Origin of the sequence: Blautia sp. AM47-4 (genome assembly GCF_003479865.1) — a bacterium.
Classification (GTDB): Bacteria; Bacillota; Clostridia; order Lachnospirales; family Lachnospiraceae; genus Fusicatenibacter; species Fusicatenibacter saccharivorans.
The window spans coordinates 1-17637 of the sequence record NZ_QUHY01000019.1 but is presented as its reverse complement, the minus strand read 5'-3'; the positions used below and the strand labels follow the sequence as shown (position 1 = coordinate 17637).

Below are 17637 nucleotides of genomic sequence, written 5' to 3'. Positions count from 1 at the left end.
AATACAGAATGACAGACAAAAGGAGAACATAATCATGGCAATGTTTGATGATGTAGATAAGAAACTTTCCGGATGGTTCAATGCCGGAGCAGAAAAAGCAAAGGGAATGTCAGAAACACTTCGGCTTTCCAATGCAATCCGGGAAGAAGAAACGAAGCAGGCCGAGCTGTATCGGCAGATGGGAAAATATTTTTATGATTATTTTGCAGTTGCAGCGGAAGGAAAAATGAAAGAATGGTGCGATGGCGTTAAGGCAAGCCAACAGCAGGTTCAGGTTTATAAAGAACAGATTCAGACATTAAAGGGAACAGTAAGCTGTCCGAACTGTGGGGCCGAGGTTTCTTCTGGTTCTGCATTCTGCAATGTGTGTGGAACGAAAATAGAACACAAAGTGCCCAAAGCCAGTGCGGGACGAATTTGCCCGGTATGTGGTGCTTCTGTTCCGGAAAGTGCAGCGTTTTGTACTTCCTGTGGAACTAAAATTCCGGCAGTGATGGAAGAAGCAAAGAGTGCACCTGCGGTTTCAACAGAGAAAAAGAGATGCACGAACTGCGGAAATGAGCTGGAGGACGGCCAGATGTTCTGCACGGTATGTGGTACAAAGGTTGAACTGGAAAAAGAACAGGAAGTAGTTTCCGAACAGCCAGTGCTGGAAGAAGCGGTGACAGAACAGCCGGTGGAGACAGACAATGCGGTGGCTGAAGAAACGAAAACAGAAGAAAGTTCAGCGGAAGCGGTATGCCCATACTGTGGAAGCGCATTAGAACCTGGTCAGATATTCTGCACGAACTGTGGGCAGAAGCTGGGAGAGTGAGAACCGTCAGATTCATGTTTGCCGAAGAAAATAGGGGAAAAGAAATCAAGGAGCGGATACAGAAAGATTTGAAACAGTATAAAAAAGCAGTGATTCTCACAGGAATGATCCTTGGAACAATGCAGATTCTGTTTCAGACGGTATGTCCTATGCGAATTTTATTTGGAATTCCATGTCCAGGCTGCGGTTTGACACATGCGGGATGGTATGTGATTACCTTTCAATGGAAAAAGGCGTGGCAGTGGAATCCAACAATTTTCTTATGGATTTTCTGTATGGGAAGCTGGTGTTTCTTTCGCTATGTAAAAGCGCAGCAAAGTAAATTCTTTTCTATTATTCTGGTGATTACCTGTGGAGCTACATTCCTTCGCTACGGTTGGAAATACAAGGAAGAAATTACCAGGGGATTTCTTTGGATGCAGTGGTATATGAAAAAAGCAAACAATTTATTTATTTTATAAAATGTACAAGAGATGAAGGAGGGAATGTTCTATGAGATGTGAACATTGTGGAACAGAAAATGTGGATGGCGCACGCTTTTGCAAAGGATGTGGTGCGGACCTGACACAGCAGAATGAAGCTGCGAATCAGCCGGCTTGGGGCAGTAACATGAACAATACGAAGACTGCACCAAATCAGAACTATTCGAATATAACCCCGTCACAGGTTGGAGATATGGGCGATTATCAGCCGATTTCCATGTGGGGATATTTTGGATATGAATTATTATTTGCAATTCCATGCGTTGGATTTGTCCTGTTGCTGGTATTTTCCTTTGGCGGAACAAAGAATGTAAATTTACGAAACTTTGCGCGCTCGTATTTTTGCTTTACCATTGTAGTGTTTGTCTTAATGCTGTTTCTTTTCTTCAGCAGCGGTATGGCAGGAATGATGGGCAGAATGTACTATTAAGAAACAAAGCAGATTATGCATTTAAAAATAAATAAATTGTTTGAACTTTAAATGCGTTTGAAAAGAGGAAAAAATATGCAGAAAACAAAAATTGGTATTTCAGCAGGCTGTTTTGGCGCCGTAATTTATCTGGCAGGAGTGACAGGAGGACTTTTGCTGGCAGCAATTTTAATTGGATATGTATTATTGGTAGAAGAAAATCTGTGGTTGAGAAGATGTGCAGTAAAAGCTGGAGCATTGCTGTTTATCTTTTCCATGTGCATTTTGGCGATTGGCCTGATTCCCGATGCGATTAATTGCATAGAGTCATTTTTGTCTGTGATACGGATCAATGCAAACGAAGTTTTTATCACAAATTTAACATCAGCAATTGTTCAGGCAGTACAGATCTGGCAGAAAATTTTATTCCTTGCCTTGGGACTAAAAGCGTTGAACATGAGCACGATTGTTATGCCGGGTGTGGAAAAGTTTGTGGATCAGTGTATGAATATGAACGATAAAATTTAAAAAAGCAGGTAGCCTGTTTGCTTATTGAAAAAGGTGGAAAAATCATGAAAAACAGCAAGTGGAAACGGATATCAAGTATGGGAATAGTAGCTGCAATTGTATTGGCAACAGGAATGTCAGGCTGTGCTTCTGAAAATTCTCAAAGTTCACAAACTTCTCAAACGTCAGAAGGAACAACCACGGAGTTGACTGAAATGTGGGAAAACCAGAAAAAAATGCAGGAAATTATAGATAGTACCAGTGATTCCAATAAGGAAGTTCTGAACAAAGGCTCTGTCATGGAAGTTGTGGATCTAGATGAACTGGATGTTCCGTTTACTTTAGAATTTAAAACAGATGGAACGTATGCGCTGAAATCTGATACAGAGCAGTTTGAGCAAAAATATGAAGAAGTGATAACACGTTATGAAGATGCAATAAAAGCAAAAATAAAAGATACTTTGGAAGCATCGAAAGAGGATGAGGGATATGAGAGCTTGGAAGCATGGGCGGAAGATGCGGGATACGCGAGTACAGAAGAGATGATAAATGATAATCTGGAAGTAAATAAAGCAAATAAACTTCAGCAATTTGAAACTCTGTTTACAGAGCAGGAACGAGAAGGAAAATACGAGGAAAAAGAAGGAAAACTGTATTTATCTAATTCAACGACAGAAGCTGTAAATGAGGAAACTGATTTTTATGCGGACTATGAAATTAAAGATGGACAGCTTACATTAAAAAATGAATCGGAAACAGAAAGTTGTTAAGGCGTGAAAAAGGAGAATGAAGGTATGTTTTGTGGAAAATGTGGAGCACAATTGGAGGATGATGCAAAATTTTGTCCGGCCTGTGGCGCTGTTATCGAACAAAATACAGCATCAGAAAAGCAGAAACCATCTGGTTCTGGAATTGCGAAAATTATGAAATCGCCCAGTAGAATGATTGGAGTTGCAGCAGTTGTTCTGGTTGTGATTCTGGCAGTGGTTCTGGGATTTGGAGGAAAAAGTCCGGAAAAAATAGCAGCAAAAGCGTGCGAAACAGAACTGAATCAGGATGTAAAAGGATATTACAAACTATTGGCACCGCCGTATATTGATTATATGGTTGGGCCATCCGGCTGGTATAGTACAGATGAAGAATTTCAACAGGTACTTGCAGATTCAGCAGAAGAACAGGCACGGCAGATTAGTGGCACCTGTGGGGATGATGTGAAAGTAAAGTGCAAGGCCGAAGATATGGAAACCTGTGATGGAACTGATCTTGCACAGGTCAAATATGAATTACAACATGACTATGATTACGATGCAGACAAAATAAAAGGAGCAGCCGTTGTCACAGTGCGGATTACAGCCAAGGGATCTGAACGGGAGAATGAGTGGACTATGCAGATTTCATGTGTAAAGATTGGCGGTTCCTGGTATGTACATCGTCCAGGCTTTACTTCCGTTTAAAAGAAAAAATCTCCTTTCGGTGATGGAAAGTTTCTGCTGTTACAGAAGATTCTAACACTGCGAGGAGATTTTTTTGATGAATAAAAGCTTTACAGCAGATGGGTGTCTTTGATTCGGAAAAAGCATGTAAAAAAGGAGAACAGGATATGATTTGCCCTAAGTGTAAAAGTGAGATAAAAGATGATTCCAAATTTTGTGGAAAATGTGGTCAGAAAATTCCAAGATGTCCGACGTGTGGGCGGCCAATTCTGGAGCGGGCCAGATTTTGCGTTTACGATGGAACTATGATTCCGGATGATATGTTAAATTTGTTGCCGGAAGAAACGGCAGAGGATATAACAGAAAATCAGGAACAGCAAGAGAGAAGAGAACAGGCAGTAGTGAAAAAAACAGGACGCCAGAAGAAAAAGAAAGTGTTTGTAGTTCTGGGAGTTATGCTTGGAATTGTAGCTTGTGCCGGAGTGGGTTATGCGGCAGTACATGCGTTGTCTGGCAAGAAAAATGTAGATCAGAAACAGGAACAGAAGATAGCCAGAGAAGAAAAGAAGGAAACAACAGCAGTCCCGGAAAAGATCAGTGAGTCTTCCAAATCGAAACAAAAAACGGATCAGGACGAGATTGCGTCTGTGAGCGAAAATACAACAGAAAACCAGGAAACAGATACCAAGGTCAAAACAAAATCAGAAACAGAATATGCAGAAACGGAAGAAAATAAAAAAACAGTTTCGGAATCCAAGGAAGAAACCAGTACAGTTTCAGAAAGTAAAGCACCAGAGATCATACATACGTATGAAGTGATTGCAGGAGACCTGTCCTGGGAAGACGCAAAGAATGCCTGTGAGGAAAGAGGGGGATATCTGGCAACGATCAATTCAGAAGAAGAATATGAAAAAATCAGTGAAATGGCAGACCGGTCAGGCCTCACGTATCTCTGGCTGGGCGCGAAACTTCAGTCGGATACGGAAGAATGGAAACAGGCAGGATGGATCACAGGAGAAGACTGGACCTTTGATAACTGGTATCCGGGAGAACCAAGCAGGCAGGATACGGATGGAACAAAAGAGTTATTTCTGTGCATGTGGAAAGCAAAATATAACGAAGAAGAAATTGGCTGGACCTTTAATGATCAGAGAAATGATATCGTAGGTGCTTTTCCGAAGATTGCTGGAAAGGTTGGGTATGTCTGCGAGTATGAAAGAGAAACAAACGGATGAAGAAGAAAAACAGAAAAAGGATGATTTTTGGGATCGCTGGAATTTTGTTTATGGCAGGTGTGGTGATTGGAATCATTGGTGTCCTGGGAAAAGGTGAAAAAGAGCAGAAACAGACACGGACAAAAACAGATACGATAGAAGCTGCATCGGAATTGGAACAGGAAAAGGGCATGCAACCGGTTCAGATGATGAAAAAGTAAAAACAGAAACAACACCGAAAGGAACCGAAGAAGAAGTTACGGCAGTGACGGAAAGTCCTGAAAAAACGGAGACAGAAGATATCGCAGAACCGTTGGAACAGGCTGGAAAAAGGGGTGACGATGAAAAAAAGACCGACGAACAAACAGAACAAACAGTAGAAGAAAAAGCACAGAATATGATGGAACATATGAGTCTGGAAGAAAAAATTTACCAATTGTTTGTGGTAACGCCGGAACAACTTACTGGTGTATCAACAGTAACGATGGCTGGAGACACGACAAGGGCTGCATTGGAAGCGCAGCCGGTTGGTGGAATTGTGTTTTTTGCGCCTAACTTGCTGAATCGAGAACAAACGATAACGATGATCCAGAATATGCAGTCCTATTCGAAGACAGGGCTATTCATCGCAGTAGATGAAGAGGGCGGAAGCGTAATGAGACTGGGAAATAATTCTGAAATGGGAATTACCGCAATTCCGTCTATGGAATCGGTCGGGGATACGGAGGATATCAGTCAGGCTTACCGGGTTGGAAATACGATTGGAAGCGAAATCTCGCAGCTTGGATTTAATCTCGATTTTGCACCAGTCGCCGATGTGAATTCCAATCCGAACAATACTGTCATTGGTTCCCGTGCATTTGGTACAGATCCAGAGAAAGTGGCTGAGATGGTTGCTGCCTGTGTAAAAGGATTTCGCGACAGTGGGATGGTGTGCACGTTAAAACATTTTCCAGGCCATGGCGATACGGAAGAAGACAGTCACTATGGAGAGGCAAAAAGCTGGAAAACATTGGACGAGCTTCGAACATGTGAATTGCGCCCTTTTCAGGCGGGGATAGAAGCAGGAGCATCCATGATTATGGTGGGCCATATTACACTGCCAAATGTAACAGAAGAAATTCCAGCAACGTTGTCACATGATATTGTTACGGGAATTCTGCGTGAGGAGATGAAATATAACGGGATCATTATTACCGATTCTATGGCAATGAGCGCGATTGCAAATCTGTATTCGTCCGATGAGGCGGCCGTAAAAGCCATACAGGTGGGATGCGATATGATTTTAATGCCATATCAGCTGGAAAGCGCCATAAATGGCATAGAAACAGCAGTGAATTCTGGAGACATAACGGAAGAAAGAATAGAAGAAAGTGTGCTAAGAATTTTGAAAGTAAAACTGGAGGCTGGTATTATAGAAAATTAGATAATAAAAATATGAGAGTAACGTAAAGTGTAAAGAAAATATTTGATTAAATTTGTAAAATGGAGAGAGTTGGCAAGTGAAAAAAAGAGCAATAATTATTATATGTATGATTGCATGTGCACTTTCTGGATGCGGTAAAGAGAAAACAGGAGAAGGTGAAAGTAAGAAGGTGCAGGAAAATCAATTTCAAAGTTCAGTGCAAGAATTAAAACAAAGAAAGAACGCAACTATATTTTCAAAATATCTAGAACTTGTAGGAAATGACTACTCTGAAATTTCTGATCAATATGTAGATACTATTACATCAAATACAGAATTAGATGGTTTTGCTATTGAAACTCATAGTATAGAAAAAGAATTTACAGAATTACCTGGAAAATGGAAGATTTTTTATAATTATTATGATGGAGAGAAAGAAAGCTATGAAAATGGAAGTTTACCAGAAAAGCTGTCAATGCCTTATTTAATAGGTGAGGGAAAAAAGAAGAGCTCTGAAATTTTAGAAAAATTGGAAAGGGAATATGGAAAGTATGATGAAGAATATGAAATTCCCTTTAACACAGAGTCAAATGAGGAACAGATTCAGTGCTATCAGTGGGATAGTGTTGAAGCAAATTATGGAATGACTTTGACGGTTGAAAATGATAGATATAAAATTACATTTTCACATGAGCTAGAAGTGTTTGATAAACAGAAAATATTACAGCCAGTCTATGAAGAAAATGAGAATTTAGAGAAACAATATTGGGAGCAGATGTTAAATTCTTATAAAAGAGAGAGAGTAGAAAGCCTTTGGAATGTGAGGTATGAAGAAGCGCAGGAAAATTTGGAAACAATGTTTCAAAATGGATATCAAATAAAGGAAAATGTTTTGGAATGTTTTAGGGTTAATAATTATGCAGCATGGGTCTGGACGGAGGAGTTAGGAAAATCCGCAGGTGCTCTTTTATTGGATAAAGAGGAAGAATATTTTTTAGTTCATGTCAATTTTGAAATTTCCAATGAAAAGGAAGAGAAAGCTGTCGATGATTATATTTTAGTTGGCAAAGTCAATGATAATTGGAAAATATGTAATATGCCTGCGGTGCTGAATCTTTTAGATGATATTTCTTTTTAGAAAAATAAAGAATTAAAAAAATGGACAAAAAATTGTTGCTTTTAAGAAAAAAATTATCCAGTAAAGAGATATTAGGCAATAGAAAGTATTGTGTTTTATGTGATTTATGGCGTTTTGCAATCGTCTGTTTATAAAGGACGGTTTCAAATAAATTTGTCCAATGAGAGAGGAGAAAAGTAATGTCTGCGAAAAGTGTGGGAAGGAAATCAAAGACAATGTAAAGTTCTGTCCATTTTGTGGAAACAAAGTTTCGGAAAAAGTGGAATCCCGCCAGGCGGTGCAAAAGCAAACTTCAAAAGAAACTAAAAAGAAAAAATGGCTCTGGATGGTCGGTGTAGCTGTGATTCTTGCGGCAGGAGGGGGAATTGCACTTGGTTTAAATCAAAATCCCAAGCCCCAGTCAGATCCGCAGGCAGCAACAGCAAAAAATGAAAAAGCCGTAGAAAATAAGGACACAAAAGAAGAAGCAAACGGAATTCAGAATGCAGAAGAAGCGCAGGCATGGCTGGTAGAGCAGAAAGAGGAGCTTGGATTGGAAAATGCACTTTCCGAATTGAAAGAGACATCCACTGCAGAAGTAAGCGGCGATCATTATTACCGCTTTGAACAGAATTATGAGGGAATCCCTGTATATGGAAGAGCAATCGTGGTTGCAGTGGATCAGGATGGAAATGTGGCATCGGTGACCGGAAATGCAACGGATGTTGCAGAGGATCTTAATTTAACTCCATCGATTACCAAAGAACAGGCAGTGGAAAACATCCGGCAGTATGCTTCGGAAACACTTGGAATGGATGAAGTGGCTAGTTTGGATGAAATTACTCTAAATCAGGAGAATCTTTGTGTTTATAACATGAATGATACTATGAGGCTGGCATATCAGATTCCGACAGAATCGTATCAATTTCTGGTAGATGCGAATCAGGCAGAGGTACTGGAAGCGGTGCCGGAGCTGTATGAAGAATCTGTAATTTATACGGATACAAATGGACAGCAGGAAATCGAGGGAACAGATCCAGTTGATGGATATTATGTGCTGAAGGATCAGAAACGAAATATTTATATGTATGATGCGGGCGGTCAGACCTATATGGATCCAGCTTCTGGTCTGAGCTATCCGGAAGTATTGCAGCAGGTTCGAAGCAAGGATACTATATTTGGAAATGAAGATGATACGCCACAAACATCCGCAGAGGTTTATTCTGATTTAAATACGATTGGCTCGATTTATGATTATTTTCTGAAAAAACATAAAGAAAATGGCTGGGGAGTTCTTGCAGTTGTCAGCAATGATGAATTAGGAGCACAGCAGGGAAACAATGCGGCTGCAGGGGTTGTGGATTATAAAGAGCGTCTTGCAGATGCAATACAAGATTATGATGAGAACGCATATCAGGGGAAAATAGGATGGATGGATCTTGGAACTGCGTATTCAGGAAAGGGAACTGAGTCGCTAGACGTAATTGCCCATGAATATACACATATCATTACTCGAAAATATGCGAAATGGAGTTCTGGAAACAGAGAAACCGGTGCGATAAACGAAGGAATTTCGGATATTTTTGGGGAAATTCTTGCAGAAGCTGTCGGAGATGGAGCTGACTGGGAGATGGGAAACCGAATCATACATAATCCATATGAGAATGGATATCCGAGAAGCACTGGTGCTAATGAAATTTTACCGAACGACAGGATTAACGTGCGAAACAGAGATGGGGAGGAATCTCAGACAGACTATGCACATGGATATTCCACCGTCATTTCGTATACGGCATATTTGATGAAAAATGGATTAAATGAAAGCGGCCAGGGGCAGTTATCCTGGGAGGAACTCAGTGAATTGTGGTACAGAGTTATCGTCATGATGACATCGGACTGTGATTTCGCGCAGTGCCGGGCCTTTGCGGAATATGCCGCTGATGCGATGGAAGAGTTGACAGAAGAACAACGGATTTTGGTGAAAAGAGCATTTGATGTTGTTGAAATTTTTGATGCAGAAGAAGCGATTAACAATATCGAATATGATATCAAACCAGGCAGCACACTGCGGGTTTATGACAAAAAGCAGGACTATTATGGCGGCTATGTGCTGAAGATCATGGGAATAAGTGGAGAAGAAAAGATCCTGGAAGACAGAAAAGTTAGCATCCGTCATCAATACAACAAAGAAATACAGGTAAAGGAAGCTGGCCCGTATGAACTGAATCTTCCAAATGGAATCTATCATTTGACTATAAGCAATCCAGATCGGAACGGAACGTATTCTTTTGTGGTGAAAGTAGAAGAAAATGGCAGTGATGATGCAATTCTCGTTTCCACAGACTATGAGCCGCCGATGATTGTGAATATTATGGATGAGCCGATGGAATACAAAGAGGAATTGTATGATGAAGTATTTCAGGAATACCAGGATGCGACGGATGCTTATATAGCCGGCGGAACAGATGCTGTTTCAGGAAAGTTTCTTTATATTGATGATTTTTTGATTTCACATGGCTGGCAGGTCTGGTATGGATATTATGACATTGATGGAAATGGAATACCAGAACTGCTGATTAGTTATGAGACGATAACTGGAACAGAGTATAAAACGGTAGATGTTCTCTCGCAGGATGGAAAAAGCGTTCAGAGAGTGGGGGAGGATGACACCTTCTCCGCCTATACAGAATCACATATTTATACAAGTGGTGTGATCTACAGCGACGCGGGGGATCAGGGAAACTATTATAAAATCAATGCAAATGGATATAGTCTGGACAAGATTGACTGTCCTGCAGAACTTGGGGAAAAAATTAGCGTAGACTGGAAACCACTGGAACTGACACAGAATGACTCTGTGCAGGATGATACTTCTTCGGATGAGAATGTTATGAGTGCAGAAGAAGTGTATCAAAAGTTGGAAGAGCATTATGCGCAGGGAACGATTGATTCCACGGGAGAAGATCTTGCGGTCATGGAAGGAAGTGTAAATGGGACAACGTACAGCACAACCGTACGATGCGGCATGCCTGGAAACCCGTCTGCATCGCAGGCTCTGTATGAGGTAAGCGTTGATATGGTAACCGGAATTGCATCGCAGACAAGGATGCTGCTGCCGGATGGGAAGGTGGAACAGTTTAGTCTGAGGGATAATTAGAACACCAGGAGAAAAATAAATAATATGTATCGTCCCGCTGCTGATGAATAGCTTGTCAGCAGTGGGACTTTTTCTGCCTAAAACTTCAATTCCCTGCACCGGTCCAGGCATTCAAAGATCTCCTGCCGTCTCGGCCGCGCCAGATCCCCAGGTCTTCCAGGAGCGAGAAGAGAAGCAAGTCCTTTTTCATCCATCTGCCGTTCCTGCAGATCCACAACCTGCACCAGTGTTTTCTTACCGTCCATCCTGCGTTCCGCCGCATCCAGCAGAAGTGCCGCCAGGCCATTCAGCTGTTCGCTGTCGGTCAGCTGTTCCACAGCACGCAGATCGGTCAGTGATTTATTAATGAGAATAGATTCGAGTCCCATGACTTTGACTTTCGTGCGGTCGCTGCCAGCCAGCGCTTTCGACGGCTGCGGGCGGCGCTGGAAGGATGGAACGGCGAAAGGACGCACCGATGCGGTAAAAGGCGGGAACTCCGCTGCTGTGGTTTTGGCACGCTCCGTAATATCGTAAGGAACGTATTCCTTCATCTGAATCACCGTATCCGACACATGGAAGTAAGATCCAGAGCTTCCGGCGACGAGGATAGACGAGATCCCAAGCTTCTCATACAGATCCCGCACACGGCTGATAAACGGCGTGATCGGCTCTTTACTGTCCGCAACGACGCGCTGCATCAGCTCATCCCGCACCATAAAGTTTGTGGCGGAGGTATCCTCGTCGATCAGAAACAGGCTTGTACCGGCCTCAATGCCTTCAATGACATTGGCAGCCTGCGAGGTGCTGCCGCTGGCGTCTGCGGTCGAGAAGGAAGTGGTGTCGCTCTTTCCAGGCAGATCATGGATGAAGAGGGAGATATCGACATTGCTGATGCTGTGGGAGTCCTCTGAGCGGAGTTTTACGGCACTCGCATCGGTGATGACATATTCGCGTCCATCCCCGGCGATATGGTTGTACACGCCGCGCTCCAGCGCCTGCAGCAGGGTGGACTTTCCGTGGAAACCTCCGCCGACAATCAGTGTAACACCCAGCGGAATGCCCATGCCGGAAATAGATCCGCGGTTCGGGAGATCGAGGGTGACGCGTAAGGATTCCGGCGAGACAAACGGAACGGCGTGTTTCATCGGCAGGTCAGAGACACCGGTCTCACGTGGGAGAATGGAGCCGTCGGCGATGAAGGCGGTGAGTCCTTTTTCTTTTAATGCGGCGCGGATCGCCTGCTGATCTTCACAGAGACGGGCGACACCGGCGCATGCTTTCGGATCCAGACTGCGGTACAGAAGCGATTTTTCCACGCAGCCCGGTAACAGAACTCGGGGTCAGGTACTATTAGACCATTATAATTTTTTGAACAAATAAGATAGAAAACATATAAAGTACAGAACAGATATTCGACCTGTTCTGTACTTTTTTATTGAATTTATATTTAACTGTCAAACTTCCGAGCAGTAACGAGCGTGGTAACAAATTGTTGCAGAATACAAGGAATGCTTGCATTTTTGAAAAACGATGGGTAAAATAGAGAACATAGATGGCACAAAAGAGTGGAGATTAAAATGAAGAAAAAAACAGGAAAACGGATCCGGTGTGGCAGTCCTGCCGGAGCGATTTTTGTTCTGGGAGTGCTGATCCTTGTCGTGGGCGGAAGCTTCGCGGCGTACACTAATTTTCAGAGTGTAAAGCGTGTCGTATCGACAGGAACACAGAGCGATACAATGTTTGGTTCGAATTATCTGTCACTGATAAGCCTGACGGATGAAAATCCTCCGGTGAAACGGATTTCACTCGCAGAAAGTGACAATTATTACACCATTACGGTAATCGTGTGCAATTATGTGTGGGGCGATGAGACTCTTTATAACCCGAAGAACATTACCTACGAAGTCAAAGCAGTCCTGACTGCCACAGACGGCGGAGAAAACCTTCCGGGTGGAATTACAGACATCACGATGAGCGGGAAAAAATTTAATGCGGATGGAACATGTACCCTGACAGGACAGAAACTGGCAGCGGGAAAAGCAGAAAAAAACAGTTATTCCTTCCAGATTCCAAAAGCGTTGAAAGACAAGATCAAAATCCAGATAACGGCGGAACCGGATTCCAGTTCGGCAGACGCGGTCAATTCGCAGAAACTGGCAGCAATTCTTTCGTTTGCAGATTACAAAGTGACAAAAAACTGGACGGGAAAATTCCTTGATTCCACAATTAACAAGAAACCATTGGATTACGATGCATTCAATTATGAAATATCAGGAAATGGAGAAGGAAAGGTGACGGTCACATGGGATGATAAGCTGCAGCTGAGCAGCTGGACGGTAATAGGCGGGAAGAATACCACGGTCCCGGAGCAGGGGAAGCATTCGTATGTATTTGATGTGGACGCTTCGACAACCGCGATCCAGTTCCAGTTTTACAGAAACCCGGACAAACCGTTAGAGGAGAAAGAGAATAACTGGCTTTCTTTTGGAAGTCTTGTTACTGTTTCCTACCAGGAAAAGAAAGCAGAAGGGGCAGAGTGAGTTAGAAAAATGAGTGGATTATAAGGTCTCCTACTATTTTTACAGGCAGGATAGGATTGATGAAAATGAGAGTACGTAAAAAGATAAACTGGATGAAGCGTATGGTAGCGGCCGGAATGGCAGTCTGCATGGTACTGACGACACCGGCATCGGCACTGGCAGGGACAGAGGCAGGAGAAGGCACGGAAACGCAGACCATATCGGAAGAAGCAGCGGGCGAATCCATTCTGGATACCGGGACAGGCTCTGTGGATGCAGGGGAAGATGGCGGAACCGGAGGACAGACGGAAAGTACAGAGCAGAGCGGGACAAAAAACCGGACAGACAGCGCGGAAACACCAGAAAAGGACGGCGAGACAGGAGCTAACGGAAAAAGACAGCGAGACAGAAGAGACTGGATCTGCGGAACAAGGCAGCGAGACAGAAAAAACAGGATCAGCAGAAAAGGAAACACAGCAGGACAGCAAAGATTCTGTCAAGAGCAGCAGCCAGATAGACGACACAGCAGCGTCAGAAAGTGCAGAGCAGAAAACAGAGTCCCAAGCAGCAGAAAATGACGGTCAGAATCGGCAGGATAGCAGCGATGCAGAAAATCAGGCGGATGCCGCATCCGTAGCGGCGGATGCGGGAAATCAGACTCCGACGCTGACACTTAAGAAAGCGGCTCAACTTGCTCAAAGTGATGAAGCAGCAAAAGACAAATTAAAAGTTGATGCAACTACCCAGACAATAACGGTAACAGATGGAATCGGATTAATCCTGTTATCCAATGTGAAGCCTTCAGAATATAAAGAGTATACAATAAACCTGGTTACAACTTCAGGATGGGATCTTACGGGAACGGCAGAGGTTGCAGGAACGGCCTATAGCTTTCTGGGACTGGGTGATGATGCCGATCCGTATGAAGGAAAATTTGAATTTGATACAAAAACAGTAGCAGAAAAATTCTCAATAACCACGACGAAAGCACTGTTTCATGCGCTTTCAACGAAAGCAAAACTGGATCTAATTTCCTTTAGCATTTCAGCGACTTTTTCCATCACCATGAAACCACTTTTGGCGGAAAAACTGAAAAATAGTGGAGATGGTACAAAATTAACTTCAACGGTTGTGCTTAGCGATTTGAATTCTGATAGGATACAAGAAGCAGCAATCGGCGGATTGATTGGCACGATGGAAAAAGGCAGCAGTGCAGAGATCACTTTTACAAATAATTTCTCAAACTCATTGAAAGTCAGCGGAGAGAGTCATACAGGTTTATTCTGTAATACAATGGAACCGGGCGCATCCCTGACTGCGACTTTTAAGAATAATGTTAAGAATACGGTTAGTGTCGAAGCAACCACATCAGGAGCAGATGCGGGCGGATTTGTCGGTCATATGGCAGCAGACAGTCAATTAACGATTGCCGGAACTTCAGCAGCGCAGGTAAGTTCTGCATCCGGAAATGCCGGAGGACTGGTCGGAAGCGTGACAGATGGAAAGATCAGCGTTCAGGCAGAAAAGGGAGAAAACGAAGCAGATGCCGGAAAGTTTGCGTTTGCGGATACACTTACGTTAAAGGCAGGCAGTGAAAAAGCAGCAGGCGGACTGATTGGTGCGTATTCGGTTACGAAAGGCGGCACTAATGACGGTACTGGCAATTCAATCAGCTACGATCTTTCTGAATATGAGTTTCACAGCATTGATGTTTCCGGTGGCAAGGATGTCGGCGGATTATTTGGCGTGCTGAAAAACACCAGTACAAGTTCCACTACCGTGGCTGTCTCAGGAAAGACGACAGGTGCCATTACGACAAACGTGACCAGTGAGAGCGAAGTGAAAAACCTGGGCGGACTGATCGGAGCCTATGATACTGTAACTAGTACAGATAGAAATAGTGCAGCCGTTATGAAAAATACACTGGCCATAAAAGGAACTTCCAACGCTGCTGATTCAGATATCAGGGCAGTTCCACAGGTGGAAGTAAAGCAAGTACCACGTATGGCGGAGTGATCGGTGCCGTATCCGGCAGCAGTTATGTGGAAATCGAAAATGTGTCTGCCTTTACAGCAGATATGAAAAACAGTACTACCACAAGTGTTGGCGGTCTGGTGGGAAAGCTGAATGACGGTTTCCTCAATGTGGGAAATGTGACACTTGCGACGGCAGATGGCAATGACCTTGGAAGTACAAATCCAAAAGTGCCAGCCAACGACACGGATCAGGTGGAAGGTCATGGCGGTCTGATCGGTCATCTGGTAAAGGGGGTACTGCGTCTTCATGGAGAGACAAATTTAGAGAATCAGAAGATTACAACTGCCTATAACCATGTAGGACAGATTGTGGGATTCAATGAAAATGGTCTGATCTATGCTCTTGGAAATGGTAATGGTCTGGATGCAGACGGAAAAGGCTGGAGCCTGACCCGTTATTCCGGCACGGATCGAGGCGGTTCAGATATTGGAAACTGGGGGGCTGTGATTCGACTTGGGGGAAATCTGTCTGAAGGCGAAGATGGAGTCTTTACCTTTGATGAAGTAGCTCATACCGTTACGATAAACAGTTCTGTAGAGAATGAAACTAAGGCGGATATCAATGGTGCAAATCAGTTTGCGGCATATGCGCTGGCATTCGAGTTTTCCATGACCGATACGGGAAAGACGGAAGCACTGAATCTTAAGAGTAAGGTAGATCGGGACCAGGACCAGACAGTAAATCTGACCGGAGATGTAAAGCTTACCAATACAGGTATTATTGGCATCGGTAAGGATAACGTAGAGAAAGGTAAGGCACATCAGTTCAAAGGAACGCTGGATGGTGGCAATTATACGATTACATTGGATATTGGAGCTGCATATGGCAAAAATAGTTCTGGAGATGATTATGCAGCCGGACAGCTCTATGCAAAGCGAAGCGACCAGCGAGATACGCATTACAGTCTGGCACTGATTCCCTTTGCCAGGGATATAACAATTTCCAATCTTACGATTGATGGTAATGTCATCTGCAAAATACCGAAGACGGTAAATCAGGAAGTAAAAGACATCAAATATCCAGCATTTGTCGCAGGGGCAATAGGCCTGGCAAGTGGAAAGACAAAATTCAACCATGTTACAGTAAATACCAAGAGTTCTGTAACAGAAGAAGCAACAGATGCAAAGAAGCTTCTGGCCTGGCAGGGAGGATTTCTGGCTCGATGCGAAGGAAGTACGTTAACCTTTACAGATTGTACATGGGGGAATACTGCGAGCCTTGAGGATAAACGTAATACCGACAACCATAGAATCGGCGGCCTTGCGGCGGAAGTGATGGGTGGCTGTACCGTAACTGTGAGTAACACGACCTTAAGCGGTTCCATTACATCCGCATCGCAATCCAATGCCAATGTCGGCGGTCTGATCGCAGTCAGCCGTGGGGAAGATTCGAATAGCAAGGCAAAACCCAGCACGATAGAGATTTCTGAATTATCGGTAAATGGTGAGACGGTCACAACATCATCAGCACAACAACCAACGGCGGTCTGTTGGGCTACCAGTGGAAGAATACGAATGTTGAGTTTGCTGCGAATGCCGGAGTGACTATATCAGGCTCGACGCTAAATGCAGGCACTGCCCAGTTTGGTGGACTTGTCTATCAGGCAACCGGATACTGGAATGCAACTGCAAAGGACAGCATTGTATTTACGACAGGCACAGATAATAAAGCAAATATTTTTACAGGAAAATCAGAGAAAGAGAATCCAAGTGGTCTGCTGGTGGGAACCGGTCTGCTTACGGAAACGAATACAGATCAGACCAAGACAACCTCTGCCCTCTATCTGGAAGTGGGCACATGGGGAAGTGCGGTGGATTCCGCTTATAAAATTAACGATAATGCAGTTGTACTGAAAATAGGCGATTCAAAGTACTTTGATGAACTGGCTGGCATTACCAGATTTGATGATGCCGGGAACAGCAATGCAGTAGTTTCTCTTGCAGTACGTTACAGCAGTGGAAAAGCAGCTTTGATTGATAAGGACAGTACAACAACAAATACATACACGGGTCAGATAGGAAAAGAAAATTATAAAAACACAAAGACAAGATACTACTACAATCTGGACAGCTACAGAAAAGACAAGTATACAACGGATCTTAAAAATATCACTTCGGAACCGGATTTAGTTTTGTGGAGTGCAGCCCAGTATGCTGCAGAAAATATCAGAACGTGTTTCAGGAAGAAAATCACCAGTACACCAGATAATCTTTTTGTGACAAGCATATCCGGAAACCTGAATCTGGATGGATATTCGTATTATCCGGTGACACCGCTTACCCCGGTACATATTGGCTCGGAAAGTAATACTGGTTCAGATACAAACCTGACCTTTGCCTACGATGCGATGAATACGATAGAAAAAACAAATAAATCGTTCTCGGATGCAGAACATCAGCATTACCTGATGCAGCACGGATTGTTCTATAACACTTCTCATGGTGTGCTGGTAAATGAAAAGTCTAATCCCCCAGCTATGCTGGGGAGAATAGAGTAGTCGGAAGTGGTGAGGATAACAAAATAAAGCCTCCTGTGATAGAATGAGAATGGTGTCGCAAGCC

Annotated in this window: 16 protein-coding genes and 1 pseudogene; 16 read left to right on the top strand and 1 reads right to left on the bottom strand. The window is 43.4% G+C overall.

Annotated elements, in window-relative coordinates:
• The first annotated feature begins 34 nt into the window (after positions 1-34).
• The 12 genes and pseudogenes from DW965_RS12685 to DW965_RS12635 all read left to right on the top strand — a co-directional run bounded on the left by DW965_RS12685 (position 35) and on the right by DW965_RS12635 (position 10538).
• Positions 35-814 (top strand): zinc-ribbon domain-containing protein, encoded by a 780-nt coding sequence (locus DW965_RS12685; RefSeq protein WP_117761960.1) that lies wholly within the window; start codon positions 35-37, stop codon positions 812-814.
• 149 nt (positions 815-963) lie between these two features.
• Complete coding sequence (locus tag DW965_RS19150) at positions 964-1275, top strand: DUF2752 domain-containing protein (protein WP_158568579.1); 312 nt, start codon at positions 964-966, stop codon at positions 1273-1275.
• Positions 1276-1306: 31 nt separating this feature from the next.
• The gene (locus tag DW965_RS12675; RefSeq protein ID WP_117761962.1) at positions 1307-1726 is read left to right on the top strand and encodes a zinc ribbon domain-containing protein; all 420 of its coding nucleotides are present in this window, start codon (positions 1307-1309) and stop codon (positions 1724-1726) included.
• A 75-nt stretch (positions 1727-1801) separates the two neighbouring features.
• Positions 1802-2233: a hypothetical protein gene (locus DW965_RS12670; RefSeq protein ID WP_117761963.1), complete on the top strand. Its 432-nt coding sequence runs from the start codon at positions 1802-1804 to the stop codon at positions 2231-2233.
• A gap of 17 nt (positions 2234-2250) precedes the next feature.
• Entirely contained in the window at positions 2251-2982 is a 732-nt protein-coding gene (locus tag DW965_RS12665) for a hypothetical protein (RefSeq protein ID WP_147345112.1), read from the top strand.
• Positions 2983-3006: 24 nt separating this feature from the next.
• Positions 3007-3666 (top strand): zinc ribbon domain-containing protein, encoded by a 660-nt coding sequence (locus tag DW965_RS12660; RefSeq protein WP_117761965.1) that lies wholly within the window; start codon positions 3007-3009, stop codon positions 3664-3666.
• A 146-nt stretch (positions 3667-3812) separates the two neighbouring features.
• A complete protein-coding gene (locus DW965_RS12655; protein ID WP_158568580.1) occupies positions 3813-4880 on the top strand; it encodes a double zinc ribbon domain-containing protein in 1068 nt (355 codons plus the stop codon).
• Positions 4877-5080 (top strand): hypothetical protein, encoded by a 204-nt coding sequence (locus DW965_RS12650; protein ID WP_119198452.1) that lies wholly within the window; start codon positions 4877-4879, stop codon positions 5078-5080. The genes DW965_RS12655 and DW965_RS12650 overlap by 4 nt, the downstream gene beginning before the upstream one ends.
• Before the next feature lie 44 nt (positions 5081-5124).
• A complete protein-coding gene (nagZ, locus tag DW965_RS12645) occupies positions 5125-6285 on the top strand; it encodes a beta-N-acetylhexosaminidase (RefSeq protein WP_119198451.1) in 1161 nt (386 codons plus the stop codon).
• 76 nt (positions 6286-6361) lie between these two features.
• Positions 6362-7402, top strand: coding sequence for a hypothetical protein (locus DW965_RS12640; RefSeq protein WP_117761968.1), 1041 nt, complete (start codon positions 6362-6364; stop codon positions 7400-7402).
• A 160-nt stretch (positions 7403-7562) separates the two neighbouring features.
• Positions 7563-7646, top strand: a pseudogene (locus DW965_RS22595) (zinc-ribbon domain-containing protein); the annotation flags it as partial.
• Between the two features lie 81 nt (positions 7647-7727).
• On the top strand, positions 7728-10538 hold the full coding sequence (locus DW965_RS12635; RefSeq protein ID WP_243036634.1) for a M4 family metallopeptidase: 2811 nt from the start codon (positions 7728-7730) through the stop codon (positions 10536-10538).
• Between the two features lie 77 nt (positions 10539-10615).
• Here the strand turns inward: DW965_RS12635 and DW965_RS12630 are convergent, their stop codons facing one another.
• A complete protein-coding gene (locus DW965_RS12630; RefSeq protein WP_243004589.1) occupies positions 10616-11836 on the bottom strand; it encodes an ABC-ATPase domain-containing protein in 1221 nt (406 codons plus the stop codon).
• 261 nt (positions 11837-12097) lie between these two features.
• On the opposite strand from DW965_RS12630, the gene DW965_RS12625 reads away from it, so the two are divergent.
• The 4 genes from DW965_RS12625 to DW965_RS12610 all read left to right on the top strand — a co-directional run bounded on the left by DW965_RS12625 (position 12098) and on the right by DW965_RS12610 (position 17573).
• A complete protein-coding gene (locus DW965_RS12625) occupies positions 12098-13060 on the top strand; it encodes a hypothetical protein (protein ID WP_119198449.1) in 963 nt (320 codons plus the stop codon).
• Positions 13061-13312: 252 nt separating this feature from the next.
• Entirely contained in the window at positions 13313-15055 is a 1743-nt protein-coding gene (locus tag DW965_RS12620; protein ID WP_158582851.1) for a hypothetical protein, read from the top strand.
• Positions 15056-15081: 26 nt separating this feature from the next.
• A complete protein-coding gene (locus DW965_RS12615; RefSeq protein ID WP_147398792.1) occupies positions 15082-16620 on the top strand; it encodes a hypothetical protein in 1539 nt (512 codons plus the stop codon).
• On the top strand, positions 16617-17573 hold the full coding sequence (locus DW965_RS12610; protein ID WP_119198446.1) for a hypothetical protein: 957 nt from the start codon (positions 16617-16619) through the stop codon (positions 17571-17573). Before DW965_RS12615 ends, DW965_RS12610 begins: the two co-directional genes overlap by 4 nt.
• Positions 17574-17637 lie beyond the last annotated feature (64 nt).

Excerpts from the sequence above, each read along its gene's own strand:
- DW965_RS12635 (WP_243036634.1), top strand. The coding sequence starts at position 7,728 with ATGGTCGGTGTAGCTGTGATTCTTGCGGCAGGAGGGGGAATTGCACTT.
- DW965_RS12620 (WP_158582851.1), top strand. The coding sequence starts at position 13,313 with ATGCAGGGGAAGATGGCGGAACCGGAGGACAGACGGAAAGTACAGAGC.
- DW965_RS12650 (WP_119198452.1), top strand. The coding sequence starts at position 4,877 with ATGAAGAAGAAAAACAGAAAAAGGATGATTTTTGGGATCGCTGGAATT.
- DW965_RS12660 (WP_117761965.1), top strand. The coding sequence starts at position 3,007 with ATGTTTTGTGGAAAATGTGGAGCACAATTGGAGGATGATGCAAAATTT.
- DW965_RS12670 (WP_117761963.1), top strand. The coding sequence starts at position 1,802 with ATGCAGAAAACAAAAATTGGTATTTCAGCAGGCTGTTTTGGCGCCGTA.
- DW965_RS12685 (WP_117761960.1), top strand. The coding sequence starts at position 35 with ATGGCAATGTTTGATGATGTAGATAAGAAACTTTCCGGATGGTTCAAT.
- DW965_RS12675 (WP_117761962.1), top strand. The coding sequence starts at position 1,307 with ATGAGATGTGAACATTGTGGAACAGAAAATGTGGATGGCGCACGCTTT.
- DW965_RS19150 (WP_158568579.1), top strand. The coding sequence starts at position 964 with ATGCGAATTTTATTTGGAATTCCATGTCCAGGCTGCGGTTTGACACAT.
- DW965_RS12625 (WP_119198449.1), top strand. The coding sequence starts at position 12,098 with ATGAAGAAAAAAACAGGAAAACGGATCCGGTGTGGCAGTCCTGCCGGA.
- DW965_RS12655 (WP_158568580.1), top strand. The coding sequence starts at position 3,813 with ATGATTTGCCCTAAGTGTAAAAGTGAGATAAAAGATGATTCCAAATTT.